The organism is Asticcacaulis sp., from assembly GCA_024707255.1.
Taxonomy (GTDB): domain Bacteria; phylum Pseudomonadota; class Alphaproteobacteria; order Caulobacterales; family Caulobacteraceae; genus Asticcacaulis.
On sequence record JANQAC010000001.1, the window covers coordinates 2,001,332 to 2,023,948 of the forward strand.

The following is a 22,617-nucleotide window of genomic DNA, read 5'->3' on the forward strand; positions in this document are numbered from 1 at the left end:
TGGTTACCGTAGAGGCCAGTCGGGTTTTTGCTTTGTCGCGCAATTTATCCGAAAAGTGGTGCCCACCTTATCGGATTGCAGTTTGGGATATCCAGAATGACACGATGTGTTCCGGCGGAATGGGAAGCGCACAAGGCGACGTGGGTGGGCTTTCCCAGCCATGAAAACCTGTGGCAGGAAGACCTGATCCCGGCGCAGGCCGAGGTGGCGGCGCTGGTGCGCGCCCTGTGCGAACTGGGCGACGAGCATGTCAAGCTGATGGTCATGGGGCCGGAGGCCCGCGCCGCAGCCGAGGAACTGCTCGGTGACCTGAGCAAGCTTGAAATCATAGATGGCCGCTTCGGCGATATCTGGTTCCGCGATACCGGCCCGATCTATGTCAGCGATGATGCCGATGATGACGACCTGCATCAGGCCCTGCCGGTCAGCTTCCAGAACAACGGCTGGGGCGGCAAATACCACCTGAAGCATGACGATGAGGTGGCGCTCCAGATCAGCACCGCCGATGGATTTCCGCAGGAATTGCAGGATTTCATCCTTGAAGGCGGCGCGCTCGATCATGACGGCCACGGCACGGCCCTCACCACGCGTCAGTGCCTGCTTAATCCGAACCGCAACCCCGGCTGGACGCAGTCCCTGGCCGAAAAAGGCCCTGTTTCAGGCGCTTGGCATCCGCAAGGTTATCTGGCTCGACGACGGCCTGCTGAACGACCATACCGACGGCCATGTCGATAACCTGGCGCGTTTCGTGGCGCCGGGCGTGGTGGCCTGCCCGGTGGCATTCGGCCGCGAAGACCCCAATGCCGATGTCTATGACGCCACGGCAAAACTGCTTTCCTCCCAGCATGACTCGCGTGGCCAGCCGATCCAGGTGGTGCGCATACCGTCACCCGGCGAAGTGCTGGATGAGGATGGCGAAATCGTGCCGGCCTCCCATATGAACTTCCTGATCGCCAATGATTGTGTGGTGGTGCCGATCTACAAGGAACGCCCCGGCGAACTGGCGGTAGAGGCGCTGCAAAGCCTCTTCCCCGAACGCCAGGTGCTGGGCCTGTCGTCGCGCGCCATACTGACCGGCGGTGGCAGCTTTCACTGCATCAGTCAGCAAGTTCCGCTTATCAAAGCTTAATTCTTGTACCTCCCCGACTTGTCGGGGTTTAGCGCTAGCGAAAGTATAGCTTTCGCCAGCTATGGGACTGTCCGGCGAAGCTTCAGCGAAGCCGGATGGTGGTGGGGTATCTTCCTTCCCCTTGGAGTTCCGTATGACCCGAACCGTTTCCGTCGCCGCCATCCAGACCGCATACGGTCCCGACATGGCCGCCAATATCGCCAAAACCGAAGCCTTCGTGCGCGAAGCCGCCGCAAAAGGCGCGCAGGTGATCCTGCCCTCCGAGCTGTTCCAGGGTGAATATTTCTGCGTCTCCCAGGAAGAACGCTGGTTCGCCACAGCCTTTCCCTGGCGCGAACACCCCTGCGTTCTGGCCATGCAAAAGCTGGCGGCCGAACTGAATGTCGTTATCCCGACCTCGATCTACGAGAAGGAAGGCCCGCACTATTTCAACTCGCTGGTCATGATCGATGCCGGTGGTGAGCTGATGGGCGTCTATCGCAAGAGCCATATCCCTGATGGCCCCGGCTATCAGGAGAAATACTATTTTCGCCCCGGCGATACCGGCTTCAAGGTATGGAATACCAAATATGCGAAGGTCGGCGTCGGCATTTGCTGGGACCAGTGGTATCCCGAAGCGGCACGCGCCATGGCCCTGCTGGGCGCGGAAATCCTGATGTACCCGACTGCCATAGGCTCCGAACCCCATGACGCCGAACTGGATACCGCCGCCCCGTGGCAGCGTATCATGCAGGGCCATGCGGTGGCCAATGTCATGCCGGTGATCGCCTCCAACCGCATCGGCACCGAAAGCCTGATCTCGCCGCAGAATGGCGCCGGGCAGACCTTCTATGGCCACAGTTTCATAGCTAATCACCGCGGCGACAAGGTGGCCGAATTCGGCGCCAAAGAAGAGGGCGTGCTGGTCGCCACATTCGATCTCGACTACCTCAATACCCACCGCGCCGCCTGGGGTTTCTTCCGCGACCGCCGCCCGGAGCTCTATACGGCGCTCGCCAGTCCGCGCCCGGCGTGATACGTCTTCGGCAGGGAGACTTTCATGCACAAATGGCTTATCCTTGCCGCCTTGTTGTCTAGCAATACTGCGCCCGCAGAAATTCCAGGCGATATTGAAACCGTTACAGTGGCAACTCAGCAAGAGTGCGATATCGTTCTGGCGATAATCTCGTCACGCCCGAATTCAGGAAACTCAAATGTCTGGCCTGTACTGGGTGTCTATGATGCTGATCCACGTCCCCCTTTGGACTGTGGTTCGGCATTTGTAAGGGCACATCTGGCTGCCTATACCCCACCTCCACAGACGGAAGAAGCGGCAAGCTCCGGATATAGTTCTATGAGTTTTACCCGTCCAATATTTAAGTCTGATGGACAGGCGGAGATTGAAGAAGAAAACTTCGTGGCTCCTTTTTTCAGGTCGCGGATGCGCTACACTCTCGAACGGAAAGGCGACAAATGGGTGATTGCCAGTGATGAGACCTTGTTTATCACCTGAGTTTGCAATGGCGGATTTTCAAAATCGGAAGCCTAATTGCTAGGCCAATTGGATTTTGCGTGGCAAACTTATGGAAATAATCTGAAAATCTTGTCCTATGCGTGCCATTCCTCCCGAATCCCGTCCTTATGTCAGCGCCAAGCGCGAGGCCGCCGCCGCGAAAAAGCGCGAGGCGGTGATTGCAGCCGCCAGTCAGTTGTTGAACGACGGTCCGGCGATGGTCTCCATGGAGGCGGTCGCCAAGGCGGCGGGGGTCACGCGCCTGACGGTCTACAAGCAGTTCGGTTCACGGCGCGGCCTGCTGGAAGCCGTGTTTGACGCCAATGCCGAAAAGGGCGGGCTCATGCGGCTGCGCGAACTGATGCAGTTACCCGATCCCAGGGCGGCGCTTTTTGCCTGTATCGACCTTATGTGCGAATTCTGGGGCAGCCATCCGGGGTTCACCAAGCTGCACAGCGCCGCCGGGCTTGATCCTGAGTTTGCCGAGGCGATCAATGCCCGCAATGAACGTCGCCGCCTGCTTTTTGCCAGCCTGCTGGCGCGTATGAAGGGCGACGAAAAGGCCAGGACCGACGCCACTGACCTGTTGTTCGGCGCCACCAGTATGCCGATGTTCCGTATTCTGATCGAGAGCCGGACACCTTCGGAGGTCGCCGCCCTGCTGAAATCAACCTGCGCGGCCATCCTGGATACGCACGGATTGGCGTGAGCCGTATGGATGTATGCTAAGAAGAGCAAATCCCTTGCGGGCGCTTACGGACAAACCCCGCGATAGCGCGGTATCTGGCCGACGAGGGAGCACGGGCGGAAACGGCTGTCGAGCTCCATGGCCAGCACAAGGTCCCAGCCGTCCCGGCAGGCGCCGGTCGAGCCGGGCAGGCAGAAGATGAATGTATCTTCCGCCTGGCCGGCGAAGGCGCGTGACTGCAGCGTCGCAACGCCGACGGTCGTCAGGCTGGCATGGTGAAACACCACGCCGAAGCCTTCCATTTCACGCCGGAAAAGGGGGCGGATGGCCTCAGGGGTCACGTCGCGCGGGGCGAAACCCGTGCCGCCGGTCGTCAGGACGACGTCGACACTGTCATCGGCCACCCATTTGCCGATCTGGCCGCGGATGGCGTCGACATCATCCGCCACGATGACACGGTCTGACAGGGTGTGGCCGGCCGCGACCAGACGTTCCGCCAGCAGGGCGCCGGAGGTGTCTGTTGTCATGTCGCGGGTGTCCGAAATCGTCAGGACGGCCACATTGAGGGGATAAAAGGGGAGGTCTGGATTGATACCGGCCATGGCGCTGCCTCAGGCTGTCACGGGGGGCAGGTCCGCGAAGCGGGGGAACAGGATGTTGTTTTCGAGATGCATGTGGATGCGCAGGTCCGTATCCAGCTTCTGGCAGGCGGCATAGAGGGCGCGCCAGGTCGTGCAGGCGCCGTAGGGTGGAACAAAGTCCGTGGTCAGCCGCGCCAGGGTTTCGAGTTGCTCACCAAGGTCTTCGTGGTCGCTCATCATGCGCGCCACCGGATGGGTCAGGTCGTACTGGCCGCCCAGCATGGCGGGGAACAGCATCTGCTCCTCGATGACCTGGTGCTCGTCCAGTTCATGGGCCATGATGGCCAGAAGATCGCCGAGCCCGTGCGGACAGTCAGGGCTGTCGCGGTGGACGGCCTCGACGCGGCGTGCCATGCGGATCGCTTCGGGGAACTCGGCGCGGTGAACCTCGTGGTATCGCTCTATGATGTACGGGATGAGCGCTTCGGTCGCATCCGGCGCTTCGGTTTCATCCCCCTTAAGGGCCGCAAGATCGTCAAGCACAAGCGCCAGATCGACGCCACGGGTGGCCGCGGCCTCGCTGAGGGGCACACCACCCTTGCAGCAGAAATCTATCTTGTAACGCCGGAAAACGGCCGTGGCGCCCGGCACGGCCACGGCGATGTCTTTGACTAATGTATCCGGCACTAAGGTATCTGGCATGGTCATCTCGAAACTCCTTCACTTGGATGTCCATAGCGGCTCCGCGTCGTGGCGGCATTAAAGGCTGTCAATCCGCCGCCTAAGGCTTTTCGGCTATCCGATTGATATATTTCGGGGGCGCGGCATGTCGGCGAAGCTTGCCTTTGCCGCGGCTATATTGCGAAGCCTGCGGCATTCACCTGCGGAAAGTTGCCAGTCTTATGCGTCCCAAATTCCTCGGCTCGTTCCGGGCCTTGCCTGTGCCCTTGCCAGTCCCCCCGCTCTGGCTTTTTAAAACGGCAGCCCTGCCGCTCAATGCCCTTCTGACGACATCACTCAGGCGGGTGGTCAGGGAACGGCCTGATGTCTTTCAAAAACTTGGTCGCTTCCAGCACGCCGTATTCCTGATCGCGCCGAGGGATATGCCCTTTGCTTTCCGGTTGAAGCCATTGGCGAGGCAGGGCGCTGTCGAAATCGTCATGGGGCATGAAGACAAGGCGTATTCGGTCAGGATCAGCGGAACTCTCAAGACACTTCTTGGCCTGTTCGACGGGACTATAGACGCGGATTCGAGCTTCTTCGGCGGCGATATAAGTCTGGAGGGCGCAACCGATGCGGCGCTGGCTCTGCACAATGCCCTGGAGGCCGCTGAACTGGGGCCGGGGGATATTCTGGGACTACCGGCCAGACTGAAACCTGCCTTCAACCGGTTGGTCGCCGGATTGCCTTTCGGGGCGCGCCATGGCGCCGCCTAAACCGAAGCTGGAGTTGGTATGCCCCGCCGGATCGGCGCCCATGCTGCGCGCGGCCATCGAAGGCGGCGCCGACAGTGTTTATTGCGGCCTGCGCGACGAGACCAACGCCCGGAACTTTCCCGGCCTGAACCTGGATGCCGCCGAACTGGCGGCGGCCGTCAACTGGACACACGAAAAGGGCGGCAAGCTCCTGCTGGCCATCAATACCTTTGCCAGGGCCGGCGATACGGGGGCATGGCAAAAGGCCGTCGACTGCGCGGTGTGGTCCGGGGTGGATGCGGTCATCGCCGCCGACCTGGGCGTCCTGGCCTATGCGCATTCGGTCTGGCCGGATTTGCGGCTTCATCTCTCTGTCCAGGCCGCGGCGGGCACACCCCAGGCAATCGCCTTCTATGCCGAGACCTTTGGTGTCAAGCGTGTCGTCCTGCCCCGCGTGCTCAGCGTTGAGGAGGTCACGCGCCTGACCCGAGCGGTCGATGTGGAAATCGAGGCGTTCGTTTATGGCGGCCTGTGCGTCATGGCCGAGGGCCGCTGCGCGCTGTCGTCATATGCCGCGCCGGGATCGCCCAATCTGACAGGTGTATGTTCGCCGCCTGATTCCGTCCGCTTTGTCGAATCCCAGGGCGTGACGACGGCCCGGCTGGGCGATTTCGCCATTGATCGCCACGCGCCGGGCGAACCGGCCGGATATCCAACCCTGTGCAAGGGCCGTTTTGTCATCGATGATACGCCCGCCTATCTGTTTGAAGACCCGGTCAGCCTCAATGCCATGGATATGCTGGCGGGCCTGAAGCGCGCCGGCGTCACCGCCGTCAAGGTCGAAGGGCGGCAACGAGGGAAGGCATATGTATCGCGCGTGGCGCAGGCGTTCCGGCAGGCGATAGACGCCCTCGAAGCCGGCCGGCCGACCACGCCCTATGCCGATATGCTGGCCGATCTCGCCGAGGGGCGAAAGGAAACGTCTGGAGCGTACAGAAAATCATGGCGGTAGCAAAACTGAGCCTGGGCCCCTTGCTCTTCAACTGGTCTGCTGAAGTCACGGAAGCTTTTTACGCGCGCATAGCCGATGAAAGCCCGTTTGACCGCGTCTATCTGGGGGAAGTCGTTTGCTCCAAGAGGATACCATTTCTCGGGCCCGTCCTGGCGCGTGCCGCCGAGCGCCTGATCGGCGCCGGCAAGACCGTGGTCTTTTCCAGCCTGGCCTTGCCGGCAACCGAGCGGGAGCAGTCCATGTCGGGTGCCCTGGCCACCATCGAAGACGAGATCGAGGTCAATGATATGTCGGTCCTCCTGAGGCGTGGCCGGCGGCCCTTCGTCGCGGGGCCGTTTCTCAATGTCTATAACGAACTGGCGGCGAGGCAGCTTGTGGCGATGGGGTGTATCCGGCTGTGCGCCAATATAGAACTGTCGCTCGATGCCATCGGCGCCATTCATAAAAGCGTCCCGGACCTGCCCATTGAAATCCACGCCTTCGGCCGGCTGCCACTGGCGCTTTCCGGGCGGTGCTATCACGCACGTGCCCACAATCTCCATAAGGACGCCTGTCAGTTCGTCTGTGACCGCGACCCGGACGGACGATCCGTCCGGACCGTCGAAGGCCGATTTCCTCGCCATCAACGGCATCCAGACCCTGTCGAATGGCGTCCATGTGCCGGGCGTTTCCATCGACCGGCTGACGGCGGCCGGCGTGACGACCCTGAGGCTCAGCCCGCATTCCATGGATATGATCGCGGTCGCCCGACTGTTCGATGCCTTTGCCTCGAACGCCATGGAGGCCGGCGAACTGAATGCCCGCCTGAAGGCGCTGGCGCTGCCGGGGCTCCTCGTTTCCGGTTACCTGCTCGGGAAGCCGGGCAGTCAGGCCGCGCGAAGTGCGTGACACTCTGTCACCTGTTAATTGCGAGTGATAGGCATTATTATAAATAAAACCCGGAGTTTGCATAATGGCGACGACTGCGCAGCAAATGAGAGCCTTCAGGGGGTTGTCCCTGTTCAGTGCGGGCTTCAGGCCCTTCTATCTGTTCGCTGCCGCATGGTCGGCGCTCATGGTGCCGCTGTGGATAGGGATATATTCCGGTGGCCAGATGAGTGGGCAAATGAGTGGTCTGCGGATCGATGTGGCCTGGCACGCCCACGAGATGCTGTTCGGCTATATCGGCGGCATCATTGCCGGGTTCCTGCTGACCGCTGTGCCGAACTGGACGGGCAGACTGCCGGTCACGGGCGTCCCGCTGGCCCTGCTTTTCGGGCTGTGGGCCATCGGCCGGATGGCCATGTTGTCCCCGGCCCATGACGGCCTGACGGCAGCGCTTGCCGATTGCGCCTTCCTGTGCGTGTTTGCCGTGGTGATCTGGCGCGAGATACTGACTGGTAAGAACTGGCGTAACCTGCCGGTCGCGGTCATGGTGTCGCTGCTGGCCCTGGCCAATATAGCCTTCCACAGCGGTGAGACGCAGGTGACGATCCGCCTGGCGCTTGGGGTTATTCTGACCCTGGTTGCGCTGATCGGCGGCCGCATCATTCCGAGTTTCACCACCAACTGGCTGAAAAAGGCCGGCATGGCCCTCATGCCACCGGCTTTCAACCGCCGGGATTTGCTCGTCATCGTCATGACGGCAGTGGCTTTGCTGGGCTGGGCCGTCGCACCTGCCTCGATATGGAGCGGGGGCGCGCGCTCTCGGCGGCCGGCGGGCTCAATGGCTGGCGCCTCAGCCGGTGGCGGGGATTGGCCACACGCAAGGAACCGCTGTTGTGGATCCTGCATGTCGGTTACGCCTGGCTGGTCATTGGCCTGGTCTTGCTGGGCCTGGCTGCGCTGGGGCAGGCGGTCAATCCGCCGGGCGCGGTGCCGATGCAGGCGGGGCTTCACGCACTGACCGCCGGCGCCATCGGCGTGATGACCCTGGCCGTCATGACGCGGTCCAGCCTCGGACACACCGGCCGGCCCCTGACGGCTGGCCGGGGAACGCTCATCATCTACCTTCTGGTCAATGCGGCGGCCCTGGTGCGGGTGGGCGCCGCCCCGGTACCTCAGGCCTATATGCCCGGCCTGATCCTCTCGGCCATGCTGTGGATGGCGGCGTTCGGCGGCTTCATCCTGGTCTATGGACCCAGGCTGGTTACCGCCCGCCTGCGGGCTTGAATTGATGAATGTCAAGCCGGCCGGCCGGACCTGTCAATGACGCGGCCGGGCGCCGGCCTTAAGGTCTGTGACGCCGCACCGGTGGCGCGTTCCCCTTCGCCAACTGCGTCGCGGCAGATCACGGACATTCGTCTGAATGTGCCGGTCAGAGCGGTGGGGCGACCTGCCGCTCTTTGTTTTTGCGAGGGAGTTTTCATGGCCTTCGAGGCTCGCAATCTGTCTGACGGGTTTGGCCGCCGCTTCTCCTATGTGCGGCTTTCTGTCACCGAGGTCTGCAATTTTCGCTGCACCTATTGCCTGCCGGACGGATGGAAGAAAACCGGGCCGCTCAGCTTCCTGACCCCCGCTGAAACGGCGAACCTGACCGCCGCATTCGCCGAGGTCGGCGTGTCGAAAATTCGCCTGACCGGGGAGAGCCCAGCGTTCGGCCGGATCTGGCCGAGATCATCGCGCATCTGGCGGCGGTGGAGGGCATTACAAAGATCGCCATGACCACCAATGGCTGGAACATGGATCGTCGGGTTGCGCAGTGGCGCAATGCCGGGCTCAGCCATCTGAATGTCAGCGTCGATTCGCTCGACAGCGAGCGGTTTCAACAGATTACGGGGCATGACAGACTGCCGGCCGTCCTGACGGGGATTGACAGGGCGCTCGGCCTGGATTTCGCCTCGGTAAAACTCAATGCGGTCCTGCTTAAGAGTACGGCCGAAGCCGGCTTTGACGTCTGGGCGGATTTCGTTCGTCACAGGCCGGTTGCAGTACGGTTCATCGAACTGATGCGTACAGGCGATAATGCCGAGTATTTTGCCGCCAATCACATCAAGGGCAGCGTCGTTACGGACTGGCTTGAGGCGTCAGGCTGGCAATTGCAGCCGAAACTGAAGGACGGTGGGCCGGCGAATGAATATGCCCATCCCGACTATGCGGGCCGCATCGGCCTGATCGCGCCCTATGCCGCCGGCTTCTGTGATGGCTGCAACCGGCTGCGGGTAACGGCCCGCGGCAAGCTGCGCCTGTGCCTCTTCGGGGAAGGGGGCTGCGATCTGCGTGACCTGCTGCAACGGGCGGATGACCGGCCTGCGCTCATTGAGCGGATATCCGGCGCCCTGACCGGCAAACCGGCCGGCCACAGGCTGAAGGACAACCTGCCCGGCGACCTCCGGCATCTGGCGGAACTAGGGGGTTAGCTTCTTTCGGCGCTGCATGACCGCTCAGAAGGCGGCCACATCTCCTTGGCGGCCTTGCCGGTCGTGCCCGGCCGGGCGGCATGTGATTGTCGAGCAGCGGGCTGGGCGCCGCCAGACGCCTGAGCGGCACCGGCCGGGCCAGTTTGACTTCGGCGCCCTGCACTTCGACGCCGTAATCAGAGAGGGTGGCGAAGGCGCGCGAGAGGTTTTCGGCCGTCATGCCCAGCAGCGAGGCGAGGGTGCGCTTTTCATAAGGCAGGGTGACTGTTTCCACGCCGCCCTGACGCACCTGAAGCGTCAGCAGATAATTGGCCAGCCGCTCGGCGCCGCTGCGCAGCTTCTGATTCTTGATGGAACGGACCAGGCCGCGATAGCAGCCGGAGACTTCCTGGGCGACAGCCACGGCGAAAGCCGGATCTTCATTCATCGCGCGCCGCAGCGACTCGGCCGACAGCATCAGGATCTGAGACTTTTCCAGCGTGCGGGCCGACATCAGGGCATTGGCGTCCAGCACCACGGCCGCCAGGATGAAGGTCGAAACGGGCCTGAGAATCGCCAGCGTGCTTTCCTTGTCCTTCCAGGTGCCCTGCAGTTCAACCGTACCCTCCAGCAGAATATAGAGGAAGTCGACCGGATCGCCCTCATAGAGCAGCGTGGCATTGGCCGGAAAGTTCTGCAGGAAGGCGCCGCCGGTCGCGTCCGTGAACCGGGCGTCACTCATGCCGGCGAATAATTGCAGGCCGCGAATGCGGTTAAGATCGACATCTCTCATTGGCGGGACTGACTCGTTTTAGCTGGGGAGTTCAACTCAGCATTGCTGCCGCAATTGATAAATGTCAAGCCGAAATCGCAAGTTTCACTGTGCGGTTTACTGCCCTTTGAATAGTCGCCTGGTGATGGCATTGGGTTGATAATTGTCAATCAGCCGAAACAAAAATAGCAATTAAACTGTTTAAATAAGGCAAATGAGTATTGATCTGTGGGTGATTATAGTTTCCGCCTGACAGACATGGTTTTAAAACTTGATAATCATCAAGTGAATTCTGCTTTCCCTCCCGTATTCCTGCCGTGACAACACTATTTGGTCTGTCTTCAGGGGTAGATGTATGGTTTCCGATTCCGACAAACCCGCACCGGGCGCCTTTGCCGCACTCTGGGTGAGTACCCTCTCATTCACGGCCTGTTTTGCGGTCTGGACGATCTTTGCCATCATCGGCATCCAGATCAAGGCTGACCTGCATCTGAACGATGCTGAATTCGGTTTGCTGGCCGGCACGCCGATCCTGACCGGCTCGCTGGTCAGGCTGTTCCTCGGCGTCTGGACCGACCAGTTTGGCGGCCGGGTCGTCAACCTGCTGGTCATGCTGGCCGCTGCGGCCGCCACCTATCTTCTGTCCTTTGCGCACACCTATCCGCAATTTCTCCTGGCCGCTCTGGGTGTGGGTATTTCCGGCGGATCGTTCGCCGTCGGTGTGGCCTATGTTTCGCGTTTCTATCCGAAAAGCCGGCAGGGCACGGTTCTCGGCATCTTCGGCGCCGGCAATATCGGCTCGGCCTTCACCAAGATCGTCGCGCCGATGGTGATGGTGGCCCTGGGCTGGACCGCCGTCGCCCAATACTGGGCCCTGGGCCTCTTCGTCATGGCGCTCATCTTCTTCTTTACCACCAGGGATGATCCGGATCTGGTGTCGCGGCGGAAAAGTGGCGTGAAGGCCGTGCCCATGCTGACCCAGCTTGCGCCGCTGCGGAACCTGCAGGTATGGCGCTTTGCCCTCTACTATTTCTTTGTGTTCGGCGGCTTCGTTTCGCTCGCCCTGTGGCTGCCGCATTACCTGGTCGGTGTCTACAGCCTGGATGTCCGGACGGCGGGCCTGTTCGCGGCGGCCTATTCCATTCCGGCGTCATTGTTCCGGGCCGTCGGCGGCTGGCTGGCTGACCGGATCGGCGCGCGCAAGGTCATGTACCTGACCTTCGGGGTCAGCCTCATCTGCTGCTTCGTGCTCGCCTATCCGTCGGCCAGCTACGTGGTGGATGGCGTAAAGGGCCCCATCGCCTTCCGGATAGCCACCGGGCTGGTCCCGTTCACGTTCATCATTTTCGTGCTCGGCTTCTTCATGAGCCTGGGCAAGGCCGCGGTCTACAAACACATTCCCGTCTATTACCCCGATCGCGTCGGCGCCGTCGGCGGCGTGGTCGGCATGGTGGGTGGCCTTGGCGGTTTCATCCTGCCGATCACCTTCGGCTTTCTCAACGACATCACCGGTATCTGGACCAGTTGCTTCATGCTGCTCTTTGTCCTGGTCGGCTCGGCGCTTCTGTGGATGCACTTCGCCATCCGCCGCATGGAGCAGGCGCGTTTTCCCGGCATGTCCACACTCCCCGAACTGCCTGAACTGGTCGGCATGGGCCAGGCGCCCGCCGCCAAGTCTTAAGGAGACGCACCAATGGCAAATCATCTGCTCACCGACTGGAAGCCCGAAGATCCGGACTACTGGCAAGGCAAGGGCCGCAGCATCGCGGCGCGCAACCTGTGGATCTCCGTGCCCAACCTGACCCTGGCTTTTGCCGTCTGGATGGTCTGGTCGATGGTCGTGGCCAAGCTGAAGCTCGTCGGCTTCCGCTTCACGACCGACCAGTTGTTCTGGCTGACGGCCCTGCCGGCGCTTTCCGGCGCCACGCTGCGCATCTTCTACAGCTTTATCGTGCCGATCCTGGGCGGGCGGCTGTGGACGGTGCTGACCACCCTGTCGCTGGCCGTGCCGGCGGTGGGGATCGGCCTTGCCGTCCAGCACCCGGAAACGCCGTATGCGATGTTTGTCCTCCTCGCCCTGCTGTGTGGTTTCGGCGGCGGCAATTTCGCCTCCTCGATGAGCAATATCGGTTTCTTCTTCCCGAAGGCGCAGAAAGGGAACGCGCTGGCGATCAATGCCGGGTTCGGCAATCTCGGCGTCAGCCTCATGCAGTTCGTCGTGCCGGTAATCATAACCAGCGGCCTTTTCGCCCCGGTCTTCGGCGCTGGTCTCACCATCCATGACAAGGGCGTCGCCAGCCAGCTTTACCTGCAAAATGCCGCCTTCATCTGGGTGCCGTTCATCCTCGCCGCCGCGGCCGCCGCCTGGTTCGGCATGAACGATATCTCCACCGCGAAGGCATCGTTCAAGGCCCAGTCGGTCGTTTTTCGCCGTCGCCACAACTGGATCATGTGCTGGCTCTACCTCGGCACGTTCGGTTCCTTCATCGGCTTTTCGGCGGCCTTTCCACTCCTGGCCAAGACCCTGTTTCCGGATGTGCTGGTGCTGAAGATCGCCTTCCTGGGCCCCCTGGTCGGCGCCTTGTCGCGCGCCCTGACCGGCTGGATATCCGACCGGTGGGGTGGCCAGAATGTGACCCAGGCGACCTTTGGCGCGCTGATCCTGGGCGTTGTCTGCACGCTCAGGGGCGTGGGCGCCTTTGGCGGGCCGGCGAACTTCCAGATATTTTTCGCCAGCTTCATGTGGCTCTTCTTCTGGACCGGCGTCGGCAACGCCTCGACCTTCCAGATGATCCCGGCGATTGTGCGCGCCAGCATGGCCCGCCTGATGCCGGCTGCGACACCGGCCGAACGTCTCCAGTCGGCTGAAATGGAAAGCGCGGCCATAGTCGGCTTCACCTCGGCCTTCGGCGCCTTTGGCGGCGTATTCATCCCGATGGCGTTCGGCCAGTCGCTGAAAGATACCGGCAACGCCAACACGGCCCTGGTCGTTTTCCTGACCTTCTACATCACCTGCGCGGTCCTGAACTGGGCCACCTATGTGCGCAAGGGCTCCATCCTCAGCGGCGCCCAGTCTCCCACCACCTTCAAAGCGGCGGAATAAATCATGTCCCATACTCTTGACCGTCTCGCCTTTTTCAAACGCAAGACCGAACTGTTCTCCAGCGGGCACGGCGTCCTGAATGACGACGACCGCACCTGGGAGGAAGCCTACCGCGACCGCTGGCGCCACGACAAGATCGTGCGTTCCACCCACGGCGTGAACTGCACCGGTTCGTGCTCGTGGAAAATCTACGTCAAGGGCGGCATCGTTACCTGGGAGACTCAGCAGACCGATTATCCGCGCACCCGTCCGGACCTGCCGAACCACGAACCGCGTGGCTGTGCGCGCGGCGCCAGCTATAGCTGGTATCTCTACTCGGCCAACCGGGTGAAATACCCGCTCGTCCGTTCACGGCTGCTGAAGCTGTGGCGCGAGGCGAGGGCGAAACTGGCCCCTGTTGCCGCCCGGGAATCGATCCAGCGCGACCCGAAGAAGCGCGACAGCTATACAAAGATGCGCGGTGCTGGCGGCTTCGTGCGGGCCAACTGGGATGAGGTCAACGAAATTATCGCCGCCGCCAATGCCTATACCGTCAGGCGCTATGGTCCCGACCGCGTGTTCGGCTTCTCGCCGATCCCGGCCATGTCAATGGTCTCCTATGCCGCCGGCGCCCGTTATCTGCAACTGCTCGGCGGGGTTTGCGGCTCCTTCTATGACTGGTACTGCGACCTGCCGCCATCCTCGCCGCAGACCTGGGGCGAACAGACCGACGTGCCGGAATCAGCCGACTGGTACAATTCCGGCTTCCTGCTGTTGTGGGGCTCGAATGTGCCGCAGACCCGCACGCCCGACGCCCATTTCTACACCGAGGCCCGCTACAAGGGCGTGAAGTCGGCGGTCATCTGCCCCGACTATTCGGAGGCGTCGAAGTTCGGCGACATCTGGCTGGCGGTCAAGCAGGGCACGGACGCGGCGCTCGGCATGGCCTTCGGCCACGTCATCCTGAAAGAGTTCCATCAGGATCGGCAGGTGCCGTATTTCCGTGATTACCTGCGCAAATATTCCGACATGCCGATGCTGGTCCGCCTGGTAAAGAAGGATGGCTACCTGATCCCGGAACGCCTGCTGCGTGCTTCCGATTTCATCGGCGACATGGCCGAGACCAATAACCCCGACTGGAAGACGGTCGCCATCGATGAAACGACCGGGCAGGTCGTGGTGCCGCTGGGCTCGATCGGCTTCCGCTGGGGCGAGGATGGCAAGTGGAACCTCGAAGAAAAGGCCGCCAACGGCGCCGAAACCCGCCTGCGCCTGGGCCTGAAGGGCGCGCACGATGAGGTCGCCGGTGTCGGCTTCCCGTATTTCGCCAATTCAGCCAGCAACGGTTTCGCCTCGACCGATCACCCGGATGTGCTGGTGCGCAACGTGCCGGTCAAGCGGATGCAACTGAAGGAAGGCGAAGCGGTCGTCGCCAGTGTCTACGACCTGTTCCTTGCCAATTACGGCGTCGACCAGGGTTTCGGCGGCGACTACATGCCGAAGGATTTCGATGACCCGCAGCCCTATTCGCCGGCCTGGGCCGAAAAAGATCACCACGGTGTCGCGTGACAGGATCATCGCCGTGGCGCGCGGTTTCGCCACCAATGCCGAAAAGACCAACGGCAAGTCCATGGTCATTATCGGCGCGGCGATGAACCACTGGTTCCACATGGACATGAACTACCGCGCCGTCATCAACATGCTGGTCATGTGCGGCTGCGTCGGGCAATCCGGTGGCGGCTGGGCGCACTATGTCGGCCAGGAAAAGCTGCGGCCGCAGACCGGCTGGGCGCCGATCGCCTTCGCCACCGACTGGGCAGAGCCGCCGCGCCAGCAGAACGGCACTTCGTACTTCTATGCCCACACAGACCAGTGGCGTTACGAAACCGTCTCGACCAGCGAACTCCTGTCGCCGACCGCGCCGGAAGGTGACTGGAACGTCTCGCTGATCGATTACAATGTCCGCGCCGAGCGCATGGGCTGGCTGCCTTCGGCGCCGGCCCGGAAACCAATTCGCTGGAGATCGCCAGACAGGCCGCCGAGGCCGGCATCGATGCGAAGGATTATGTCGCCAGCTCGCTGAAGGACCGCTCGCTGAAACTGAGCTGCATGGACCCGGACAATCCGGTCAACTGGCCGCGCAACATGTTTGTCTGGCGCTCGAATCTGCTCGGATCATCCGGCAAGGGACATGAATACTTCCTCAAGCACCTGCTGGGCGCCAGCCACGGCGTACAGGGCAAGGATCTGGGCCAGACCGGCAAGCAGAAGCCGAAGGATGTCGTCTGGCACGATCATGCGCCGGAGGGAAAGCTCGACCTGCTTGTGACCCTCGATTTCCGCATGTCGACCACGGCGGTCTATTCCGATGTCGTCCTGCCGACGGCGACCTGGTATGAAAAGTACGACCTCAATACCTCGGACATGCACCCCTTCATCCACCCGCTGACGGCGGCGGTCGATCCGGCATGGGAAGCGCGCTCCGACTGGGCGATCTTCAAGGGGCTGGCGAAGACCTTTTCGGCCGTGGCCCCCGAAGTGCTGGGCGTGGAAAAGGACGTCGTCCTGACGCCGATCCAGCATGATACGGCCGGCGAAATGGCCCAGCCGTTCGACGTCAGGGACTGGTACAAGGGCGAATGTGAGCCCATCCCCGGCAAGACCATGTCGCAGGTCACGGTCGTCGAGCGTGACTATCCCAATCTCTACAAGCGCTTCACCTCGCTCGGCCCCCTGCTGGAAAAGACCGGCAATGGCGGCAAGGGCATCGGCTGGAACACCGAGCATGAGGTCCATGCGCTGAAAGATCTCAACGGCCGGGTAACGGAAGCGGGCATCAGCGAAGGGCTGGCGCGCATCGAGACCGATATCGACGCCGCCGAGGCGATCATGATGCTGGCGCCGGAAACCAATGGCGAGGTCGCGGTCAAGTCGTGGCGGGCGCTCGAAAAGCAGACCGGCCGCAAGCACGATCACCTGGCCCTGCCGAAGGCGGACGAAAAGATCCGCTTCCGCGATATCGTGGCCCAGCCGCGCAAGATCATTTCGTCGCCCACCTGGTCGGGCATCGAAAGCGAGCACGTCTGCTACAATGCCGGCTATACCAATGTCCACGAACTGATCCCGTGGCGCACCCTGACCGGTCGCCAGCAGCTCTACCAGGACCATCTGTGGATGCGGGCCTTCGGCGAGGGCCTGTGTGTCTACAAGCCGCCGGTCGACCTGAAAACGACCTGGGTCAAGGGCGAGAAAAGCAATGGCGAGGCGGAAATCGTCCTCAACTTCATTACGCCGCACCAGAAATGGGGCATTCACTCGACCTATTCCGACAACCTGATGATGCTGACCCTCAACCGGGGCGGCCCGGTCGTCTGGCTGTCGGAAACCGACGCCCGCAAGGTCGGGATCGAGGATAACGACTGGGTGGAGGTGTTCAATGCCAACGGGGCGTTGACCGCGCGGGCGGTCGTCTCCCAGCGGATGCTTGAAGGCACGATCTTCATGTATCACGCCCAGGAGAAGATTGTGAACACACCGGGATCGGAGATCACCGGCCAGCGCGGCGGCATCCACAATTCGGTCACGCGCGTAGTGCCCAAGCCGACCCACATGATCGGCGGTTATGCCCAGCTCGCTTACGGCTTCAACTATTACGGCACGGTCGGTTCCAACCGCGACGAATGCGTCGTCGTGCGGAAGATGAAGAAGATCGACTGGCTCGAAAAGAAACTCAGCAAGAAGGAGGCCGGTCAATGAAGATACGCGCCCAGATCGGCATGGTGCTCAATCTCGACAAGTGCATCGGCTGCCATACCTGTTCCGTGACGTGCAAGAACGTCTGGACCAACCGCGAAGGCGTCGAATACGCCTGGTTCAACAATGTCGAGACCAAGCCCGGCGTCGGCTATCCCAGGGAGTGGGAGAACCAGAAGAAGTGGAACGGCGGCTGGGTACGCAAGGCCAATGGCAGGATCGAGCCGCGCATGGGCGCCAAATGGCGCATCCTGTCCAAGATCTTCGCCAACCCCGACCTGCCGGAAATCGACGATTATTACGAGCCGTTCGATTTCGACTACGGCCACTTACAAACGGCGCCCGAACTGAAGGCGTTCCCGACGGCGCGTCCGCGTTCGAAGATCACCGGCGAACGCATGGAGAAGATCGAGCGCGGCCCAAACTGGGAGGAAATCCTCGGCGGCGAATTTTCCAAGCGCTCGAAGGACTACAATTTCGAAGGCATCGAAAAGGCCATGTACGGCGAATTCGAGAACACCTTCATGATGTACCTGCCGCGCCTGTGCGAGCACTGCCTCAATCCCGCCTGCGTCGCGGCGTGCCCGTCAGGCGCCATCTACAAGCGTGAGGAAGACGGCATCGTCCTGATCGACCAGGACAAGTGCCGCGGCTGGCGCATGTGCGTTTCGGCCTGTCCGTACAAGAAGATCTATTACAACTGGAGCTCCGGCAAATCGGAGAAATGCACCTTCTGCTTCCCGCGCATCGAGGTCGGCCTGCCGACCGTCTGCTCGGAAACCTGCGTCGGCCGCATCCGCTATCTCGGCGTCCTGCTCTATGACGCCGACCGTATCGAAGCGGCGGCCTCGGTGCCGGATGAAGACCTTTACCAGGCCCAGCTCGATGTCTTCCTCGATCCGCATGACCCGAAGGTGATCGCCCAGGCGCGCCTCGACGGCATCCCCGAAGCCTGGCTTGAGGCGGCGCGCCACAGTCCGGTCTACAAGATGGCGATGGACTGGAAGATTGCCTTTCCGCTGCACCCCGAATACCGCACCCTGCCGATGGTCTGGTATGTGCCGCCCCTGTCGCCGATCCAGTCGGCGGCCTCGGCGGGTGCGCTGGAAATGGACGGCGAAATGCCGGATGTCCATTCGCTGCGCATCCCGGCGAAATACCTGGCCAACCTGCTGACGGCCGGTGTCGAGGCACCGGTAATCACCGGCCTGCAACGCATGATGACTATGCGCTGCTACATGCGCACCAAGACGATCGAAGGCCGTATCGACGCGCCCCTGGTCGAAAAGGTCGGGCTCTCGGTCGCCCAGGTCGAGGATATGTACAGGATCATGGCGATCGCCAATTACGAGGATCGTTTCGTCATCCCGACCACGCACCGCGAGGCGGCGGAAGATGCTTATGACCTGCGCGGGTCGTGCGGCTTCACTTTCGGCAATGGCTGTTCCGGTGGCCAGACCGAGTTCGGCCTGTTCGGCAAGATCAGGAAACCGGCCGCTGTGCCCACTGCGAAGGAGGCGTAAGCCATGGCTCTTACCTACAGAGGACTGGCCTGCCTGCTGTCCTACCCGACACCGGCGGTCAAGGAGACCGTCGATGCCGTTTCGCAGGCATTGCGCGAGGAAAACCTCCTGCCGGCGGCAAACCGAAAGGCGGTTGACGCCCTGATCGCCGAAATCGCGGCGGGCGACCTTTACGACCTGCAGGAGCGCTATATCGACATCTTCGACCGCACGCGCTCCCTGTCGCTCAACCTCTATGAGCATGTCCATGGCGAAAGCCGCGAGCGGGGGCAGGCGATGGTGGCCCTGCTTGAGCTGTACCGCAGCCGGGGGCTTGAGCTTGACGCCAATGAACTGCCTGACTTCCTGCCGGTCTTCCTGGAGTTCCTGTCGATCCTGCCTCAGGCCGAGGCGGCGTCCTTCCGGGGGAGGCCGTGCATGTGCTCGAAGCCATGGCGGCCCGGCTGAAGAAGCGCGACAGCCGTTATCAGGCGGTTTTCGACAGTCTCGTGGCCCTGGCCGGCGTCCGCGCCGAGGCCGGTGTTTTAGCCGCCCTGCTGGCGGAACCGGAACAGGATCCCGACGATCTCGAAGCGCTCGACAAGACCTGGAAGAAAGCGCGGTGACCTTCGGGCCGGGCGAGGCCGGCTGTCCCAAGGCCGAAGCGCTGGTTGAGGCCATGCGCGTCCCCCCTAAACCCGCTATCGCCAGAGGAGCGTGATCATGGAAACCGTCAATAACCTCCTGTTCGGGGTCTATCCCTATATCGCTCTGTCGGTGCTGGCTCTGGGCTCGATCCTGCGCTTCGACCGCGAGCAATATACCTGGCGGTCGGGCTCGTCTCAGCTTCTGCGTCGCAAGCAACTCGTTGCCGGATCGGTGCTCTTCCATCTCGGCATACTGGTCATTTTCTTCGGTCATCTGGTTGGCCTGCTGACGCCGATCGCCGTCTTTGAATATTTCGGCGTGCCGCACATGGCCAAGCAATTGCTGGCCATGATCGTCGGCGGCATTGCCGGCGTATTCGGACTGATGGGCGCGCTACTGCTGCTGCATCGGCGCCTGTTTGACGCCCGTATCCGCAAGACATCGAGTTTTGCCGACATCGCTATACTGGCGCTTCTGACCTTGCAGCTTTGCCTTGGCCTGGCAACGATACCTTTGTCCGCCCAGCATCTCGATGGCAGCGAAATGGTGAAGTTCATGACCTGGGCGCAGGGCATATTCAGCTTTCAGAACGGCGCCGCGGCCTATGTCCGCGATGTGTCCGTGATCTTCAAGGCGCATCTGCTGCTCGGCATGACCATCCTGCTGGTCTTCCCGTTCACCCGCCTGGTCCACATGCTGTCGGCCCCGGTCTGGTATCTCAACCGTCGCGGCTGGCAGCTTGTGCGGACCCGCCGCGACATGACGCAACCCAAGCGGAGATAGGGTCATGGACATCTGTGTTATCCACGGGGTGGAAATCCCCGAAAAGCTGATCCGCGACGAGATGCCGAACCATCCCGCGCCGACTTCGGCCGAGGCGCGCAGCCAGGCGGCCCATGCCCTGGCCGTCAAGGCACTGCTGCTGAACCGGGCTTCGGCACTGGGACTTGAACCGGCGCCGGAAAGCGATGACAGCGGCCGGATGGAAACCGCCGAGGAGGCGCTGATCCGTCAGCTCTTTGCCCGCGAGTTGACCCCGGCCGCGCCGACGGAGGCGGAATGCCGGCGCTTCTTCGACGCCCGGCCCCAGCACTTTTTCACGTCCGAACTCTACGAAGCCTCGCACATCCTTATCCAGGAATCGGCGCGCGATGTGGCGTTCGACCTGGTGAAGCAGCTTCTGGGCGAACCCACTGCGTTTGAAGGCCTGGCCAGGGCGTTGTCGCAGTGTCCCTCGGCCGAGGTCGGGGGTTCGCTGGGCCAGTTGCAGATCGGCGATCTGGTGGCTGAGGTCGAGGAAACCCTGCTGTCCATGCCCGCCGGCGCCATCTATCCCGAACCGGTCGCCTCGCGTTTCGGTTGGCATATCCTGCGGCTGGACCGTCGGGTGGCGCGCCAGCGGCTGCCCTATGAAGCCGTGCGGGACCGTATACGAATGCATCTGGAAAGCCGCGCGTGGATCGCCGCATCGGCCCGATACGTCGAAACGCTTGTCGAGGCGGCCCGCAGCCAGGGCATCGCCCTGCGCATGGGCGATGCCGGTCAGGTCGAACGGCCGAGCCTTTCCCTGGGCGCCATGATCGATGACGACACCCTGGCCGGGCGGATCGCGCCGTGGCTGGCCGCTGTTGACCCGGAACTGGCCGACAAGGTGGCGGCGGCCGCCGATCTCAAGGGCGCCTCCTTTGCCGACTTTGTCCGGCATGAGGTGCGCGATTTCCTGGATAATGCCGATGACGAGTCCTTTACCCAGCTCGTATCGGCCGCCCAGGGCGCGGAAGATCCCCTGCTGGCCAGCGTGACCTGCGTTCTGAAAAAGCGCCTGACGCCAGCTAGGAAGACCTTTTCTCTCATCAGGAAAGCCTGATGATTTATGGCTCTGGCTGCTAGAGCACTTTCCGAAAAGTGTGACGCACTTTTGGCTTCGCCGAACTACGTTTCGGATTAAAAAGTGCGAAAAAACAAAAAATTAGAGCATCCGAGCTGATGCAATCAGATCGGAAAACGCTCTAATTATCTGGAGACACAGTTATGGACCCTCAGGAAACGGAAATCGAAAAGCTGCCGGACTCCTTGATTCACGAGCCGCTGAACTGGCTGTTCGCCGAACATTACCGTCACCGGCAATTGTGCCGGCTTATCGACAGCCTGGCGACAGCGGCGGCTTATAACGAAGAGGGCATGAACGAGGTCATCGCCTTTCTGGAACATGACATGCCGCTGCATGTGCTGGATGAGGAGGAGGACCTGTTTCCGCTGCTCCGCCGGCGCGCGGTGCCTGATGATGACCTCGAACATGTGCTCGGTGTCCTGAGCGGCGAACACCAGTCGGATGGCGACCGGGTTTCTACCCTGCTGACGGCCTTGGTCAGGGCGCGGGCGGAGCGAAAATCTCCAGCCCTGAATGCGGGCCTGCGAACGCTTCTGACCGAATTTGCGGTGCAAGAGCGTAAGCATATCGCACTGGAAAATGCCGTCATCCTGCCGATTGCGCGGCTGCGCCTGCAAGCTTGCGACCTTCAGGCCCTGAGCGCGCGCCTGGCCGCGCGTCGCGGGCGTCTTCTCGACGGGGAAAAGGAATGAGCAGCCCGATCTTCAGAAAAAATCTGGCCTGGGTTGCCGAGCAGACCCAGGCGGACTCGCACGTTTTCACCGGCATCGGCAAGACACCTGATCCCCGCATCTTATGGATCGGCTGCAGCGACAACCCGCATTCGTCGCTGGAAATCGCCCCCTTCGGCAGGGAGGGCTGCCTGGTCCACCGAAATCTCGGCAATCAGGTTTCGGCGCAGGATGCAAACCTGCTGGCAACGCTCGCCTACGCGATTGACAGTTTTCAGATAGACCGCATTGTCGTCTGTGGCCACTATGGCTGCCATTGCCTCAGGCATGTCCTGCGCGGCAAGGCGCTGGGCGCGGCCGACTACTGGACCAGCCCCATCCGCAGCCTGTTCCGGCAGCACCGGCGCCAGCTTGACGAAATCGTCAGCGAGGAGGCGCAGATCCAGACCCTGTGCGAGTTGAATGTCCGGATGCAGGTCCGCAACCTGGCTGAACATCCGCTGGTCGAGGCACGGCTGGCAGTGGGAAGCCTCAAGATTGACGGGGCTATGTGGTCGGCGCGGGATGGCCTGCTGAGGGATCCGGGCATTGCCGGCCCCAGAACGCCGCGCCCATCGAGAAGAGCCAGTACGGCGTCAGCGGACATGGTGACGTCGCCTTAAAG

The 22,617-nt window shown here is 61.9% G+C and carries 21 protein-coding genes and 4 pseudogenes; 22 read left to right on the forward strand and 3 right to left on the reverse strand.

Annotated features, from left to right (window positions below):
- The first annotated feature begins 96 nt into the window (after nt 1–96).
- From NVV72_09880 to NVV72_09895, 4 genes and pseudogenes are all read left to right on the forward strand, one after another.
- Nucleotides 97–1,129: pseudogene (locus NVV72_09880) on the forward strand (agmatine deiminase family protein).
- A 133-nt stretch (nt 1,130–1,262) separates the two neighbouring features.
- Complete coding sequence (gene aguB / locus NVV72_09885; GenBank protein ID MCR6659628.1) at nt 1,263–2,144, forward strand: N-carbamoylputrescine amidase; 882 nt, start codon at nt 1,263–1,265, stop codon at nt 2,142–2,144.
- 24 nt (nt 2,145–2,168) lie between these two features.
- Nucleotides 2,169–2,621 carry a hypothetical protein gene (locus NVV72_09890; protein ID MCR6659629.1) on the forward strand — a complete coding sequence of 151 codons (453 nt, stop codon included), beginning with the start codon at nt 2,169–2,171 and terminating at the stop codon, nt 2,619–2,621.
- A gap of 97 nt (nt 2,622–2,718) precedes the next feature.
- Nucleotides 2,719–3,330, forward strand: a complete 612-nt coding sequence (locus tag NVV72_09895; GenBank protein ID MCR6659630.1) for a TetR/AcrR family transcriptional regulator — start codon at nt 2,719–2,721, stop codon at nt 3,328–3,330.
- A gap of 44 nt (nt 3,331–3,374) precedes the next feature.
- On the opposite strand, the gene moaB is transcribed toward NVV72_09895, so the two are convergent.
- Both moaB and NVV72_09905 read right to left on the reverse strand, forming a co-directional pair.
- On the reverse strand, nt 3,375–3,911 hold the full coding sequence (moaB, locus tag NVV72_09900; GenBank protein MCR6659631.1) for a molybdenum cofactor biosynthesis protein B: 537 nt from the start codon (nt 3,909–3,911) through the stop codon (nt 3,375–3,377).
- Between the two features lie 9 nt (nt 3,912–3,920).
- Complete coding sequence (locus tag NVV72_09905) at nt 3,921–4,592, reverse strand: DUF542 domain-containing protein (GenBank protein MCR6659632.1); 672 nt, start codon at nt 4,590–4,592, stop codon at nt 3,921–3,923.
- 200 nt (nt 4,593–4,792) lie between these two features.
- On the opposite strand from NVV72_09905, the gene NVV72_09910 reads away from it, so the two are divergent.
- The 8 genes and pseudogenes from NVV72_09910 (at nt 4,793) to moaA (ending at nt 9,655) form a co-directional block, all read left to right on the forward strand.
- Entirely contained in the window at nt 4,793–5,326 is a 534-nt protein-coding gene (locus NVV72_09910; protein MCR6659633.1) for an SCP2 sterol-binding domain-containing protein, read from the forward strand.
- On the forward strand, nt 5,313–6,317 hold the full coding sequence (locus tag NVV72_09915; protein MCR6659634.1) for a U32 family peptidase: 1,005 nt from the start codon (nt 5,313–5,315) through the stop codon (nt 6,315–6,317). The genes NVV72_09910 and NVV72_09915 overlap by 14 nt, the downstream gene beginning before the upstream one ends.
- A gap of 380 nt (nt 6,318–6,697) precedes the next feature.
- A pseudogene (locus NVV72_09920) lies at nt 6,698–6,829 on the forward strand (U32 family peptidase).
- 52 nt (nt 6,830–6,881) lie between these two features.
- A complete protein-coding gene (locus tag NVV72_09925) occupies nt 6,882–7,205 on the forward strand; it encodes a hypothetical protein (protein MCR6659635.1) in 324 nt (107 codons plus the stop codon).
- A gap of 166 nt (nt 7,206–7,371) precedes the next feature.
- Nucleotides 7,372–7,929: pseudogene (locus NVV72_09930) on the forward strand (NnrS family protein).
- Between the two features lie 53 nt (nt 7,930–7,982).
- A complete protein-coding gene (locus tag NVV72_09935) occupies nt 7,983–8,468 on the forward strand; it encodes an NnrS family protein (protein ID MCR6659636.1) in 486 nt (161 codons plus the stop codon).
- Nucleotides 8,469–8,663: 195 nt separating this feature from the next.
- Nucleotides 8,664–8,960, forward strand: coding sequence for a hypothetical protein (locus NVV72_09940; GenBank protein MCR6659637.1), 297 nt, complete (start codon nt 8,664–8,666; stop codon nt 8,958–8,960).
- Nucleotides 8,933–9,655 carry a GTP 3',8-cyclase MoaA gene (gene moaA, locus NVV72_09945; GenBank protein MCR6659638.1) on the forward strand — a complete coding sequence of 241 codons (723 nt, stop codon included), beginning with the start codon at nt 8,933–8,935 and terminating at the stop codon, nt 9,653–9,655. The genes NVV72_09940 and moaA overlap by 28 nt, the downstream gene beginning before the upstream one ends.
- Here moaA and NVV72_09950 read toward each other — a convergent pair.
- Nucleotides 9,552–10,427 (reverse strand): cyclic nucleotide-binding domain-containing protein, encoded by an 876-nt coding sequence (locus tag NVV72_09950; GenBank protein MCR6659639.1) that lies wholly within the window; start codon nt 10,425–10,427, stop codon nt 9,552–9,554. The genes moaA and NVV72_09950 overlap by 104 nt on opposite strands.
- Before the next feature lie 334 nt (nt 10,428–10,761).
- Between NVV72_09950 and NVV72_09955 the strand changes: the two genes are divergently transcribed.
- The 10 genes and pseudogenes from NVV72_09955 to NVV72_10000 all read left to right on the forward strand — a co-directional run bounded on the left by NVV72_09955 (nt 10,762) and on the right by NVV72_10000 (nt 22,615).
- Nucleotides 10,762–12,087 carry a NarK/NasA family nitrate transporter gene (locus tag NVV72_09955; protein ID MCR6659640.1) on the forward strand — a complete coding sequence of 442 codons (1,326 nt, stop codon included), beginning with the start codon at nt 10,762–10,764 and terminating at the stop codon, nt 12,085–12,087.
- Nucleotides 12,088–12,099: 12 nt separating this feature from the next.
- The gene (locus NVV72_09960) at nt 12,100–13,509 is read left to right on the forward strand and encodes a nitrate/nitrite transporter (GenBank protein MCR6659641.1); all 1,410 of its coding nucleotides are present in this window, start codon (nt 12,100–12,102) and stop codon (nt 13,507–13,509) included.
- A gap of 3 nt (nt 13,510–13,512) precedes the next feature.
- Nucleotides 13,513–17,244 (forward strand): annotated as a pseudogene (locus NVV72_09965) (nitrate reductase subunit alpha).
- Entirely contained in the window at nt 17,241–18,764 is a 1,524-nt protein-coding gene (gene narH, locus NVV72_09970; protein ID MCR6659642.1) for a nitrate reductase subunit beta, read from the forward strand. Before NVV72_09965 ends, narH begins: the two are co-directional and overlap by 4 nt.
- Before the next feature lie 3 nt (nt 18,765–18,767).
- Nucleotides 18,768–19,211: a nitrate reductase molybdenum cofactor assembly chaperone gene (narJ, locus tag NVV72_09975; GenBank protein ID MCR6659643.1), complete on the forward strand. Its 444-nt coding sequence runs from the start codon at nt 18,768–18,770 to the stop codon at nt 19,209–19,211.
- Nucleotides 19,178–19,369, forward strand: a complete 192-nt coding sequence (locus NVV72_09980; protein ID MCR6659644.1) for a hypothetical protein — start codon at nt 19,178–19,180, stop codon at nt 19,367–19,369. Before narJ ends, NVV72_09980 begins: the two co-directional genes overlap by 34 nt.
- 97 nt (nt 19,370–19,466) lie before the next feature.
- Nucleotides 19,467–20,174, forward strand: coding sequence for a respiratory nitrate reductase subunit gamma (gene narI / locus NVV72_09985; GenBank protein MCR6659645.1), 708 nt, complete (start codon nt 19,467–19,469; stop codon nt 20,172–20,174).
- 4 nt (nt 20,175–20,178) lie between these two features.
- Complete coding sequence (locus NVV72_09990; GenBank protein MCR6659646.1) at nt 20,179–21,258, forward strand: peptidylprolyl isomerase; 1,080 nt, start codon at nt 20,179–20,181, stop codon at nt 21,256–21,258.
- A gap of 164 nt (nt 21,259–21,422) precedes the next feature.
- Nucleotides 21,423–21,974, forward strand: a complete 552-nt coding sequence (locus NVV72_09995) for a hemerythrin domain-containing protein (protein MCR6659647.1) — start codon at nt 21,423–21,425, stop codon at nt 21,972–21,974.
- Nucleotides 21,971–22,615: a hypothetical protein gene (locus tag NVV72_10000; GenBank protein MCR6659648.1), complete on the forward strand. Its 645-nt coding sequence runs from the start codon at nt 21,971–21,973 to the stop codon at nt 22,613–22,615. Before NVV72_09995 ends, NVV72_10000 begins: the two co-directional genes overlap by 4 nt.
- Nucleotides 22,616–22,617 lie beyond the last annotated feature (2 nt).

Bases quoted from the DNA above. Each gene is read 5' to 3' on its own strand.
- aguB (MCR6659628.1), top strand. From the start codon at position 1,263: ATGACCCGAACCGTTTCCGTCGCCGCCATCCAGACCGCATACGGTCCC.
- NVV72_09890 (MCR6659629.1), top strand. From the start codon at position 2,169: ATGCACAAATGGCTTATCCTTGCCGCCTTGTTGTCTAGCAATACTGCG.
- NVV72_09895 (MCR6659630.1), top strand. From the start codon at position 2,719: ATGCGTGCCATTCCTCCCGAATCCCGTCCTTATGTCAGCGCCAAGCGC.
- moaB (MCR6659631.1), bottom strand. From the start codon at position 3,911: ATGGCCGGTATCAATCCAGACCTCCCCTTTTATCCCCTCAATGTGGCC.
- NVV72_09905 (MCR6659632.1), bottom strand. From the start codon at position 4,592: ATGCCAGATACCTTAGTGCCGGATACATTAGTCAAAGACATCGCCGTG.
- NVV72_09910 (MCR6659633.1), top strand. From the start codon at position 4,793: ATGCGTCCCAAATTCCTCGGCTCGTTCCGGGCCTTGCCTGTGCCCTTG.
- NVV72_09915 (MCR6659634.1), top strand. From the start codon at position 5,313: ATGGCGCCGCCTAAACCGAAGCTGGAGTTGGTATGCCCCGCCGGATCG.
- NVV72_09935 (MCR6659636.1), top strand. From the start codon at position 7,983: ATGGAGCGGGGGCGCGCGCTCTCGGCGGCCGGCGGGCTCAATGGCTGG.
- NVV72_09940 (MCR6659637.1), top strand. From the start codon at position 8,664: ATGGCCTTCGAGGCTCGCAATCTGTCTGACGGGTTTGGCCGCCGCTTC.
- NVV72_09950 (MCR6659639.1), bottom strand. From the start codon at position 10,427: ATGAGAGATGTCGATCTTAACCGCATTCGCGGCCTGCAATTATTCGCC.
- NVV72_09955 (MCR6659640.1), top strand. From the start codon at position 10,762: ATGGTTTCCGATTCCGACAAACCCGCACCGGGCGCCTTTGCCGCACTC.
- NVV72_09960 (MCR6659641.1), top strand. From the start codon at position 12,100: ATGGCAAATCATCTGCTCACCGACTGGAAGCCCGAAGATCCGGACTAC.
- narH (MCR6659642.1), top strand. From the start codon at position 17,241: ATGAAGATACGCGCCCAGATCGGCATGGTGCTCAATCTCGACAAGTGC.
- narJ (MCR6659643.1), top strand. From the start codon at position 18,768: ATGGCTCTTACCTACAGAGGACTGGCCTGCCTGCTGTCCTACCCGACA.
- narI (MCR6659645.1), top strand. From the start codon at position 19,467: ATGGAAACCGTCAATAACCTCCTGTTCGGGGTCTATCCCTATATCGCT.
- NVV72_09990 (MCR6659646.1), top strand. From the start codon at position 20,179: ATGGACATCTGTGTTATCCACGGGGTGGAAATCCCCGAAAAGCTGATC.
- NVV72_09995 (MCR6659647.1), top strand. From the start codon at position 21,423: ATGGACCCTCAGGAAACGGAAATCGAAAAGCTGCCGGACTCCTTGATT.
- NVV72_10000 (MCR6659648.1), top strand. From the start codon at position 21,971: ATGAGCAGCCCGATCTTCAGAAAAAATCTGGCCTGGGTTGCCGAGCAG.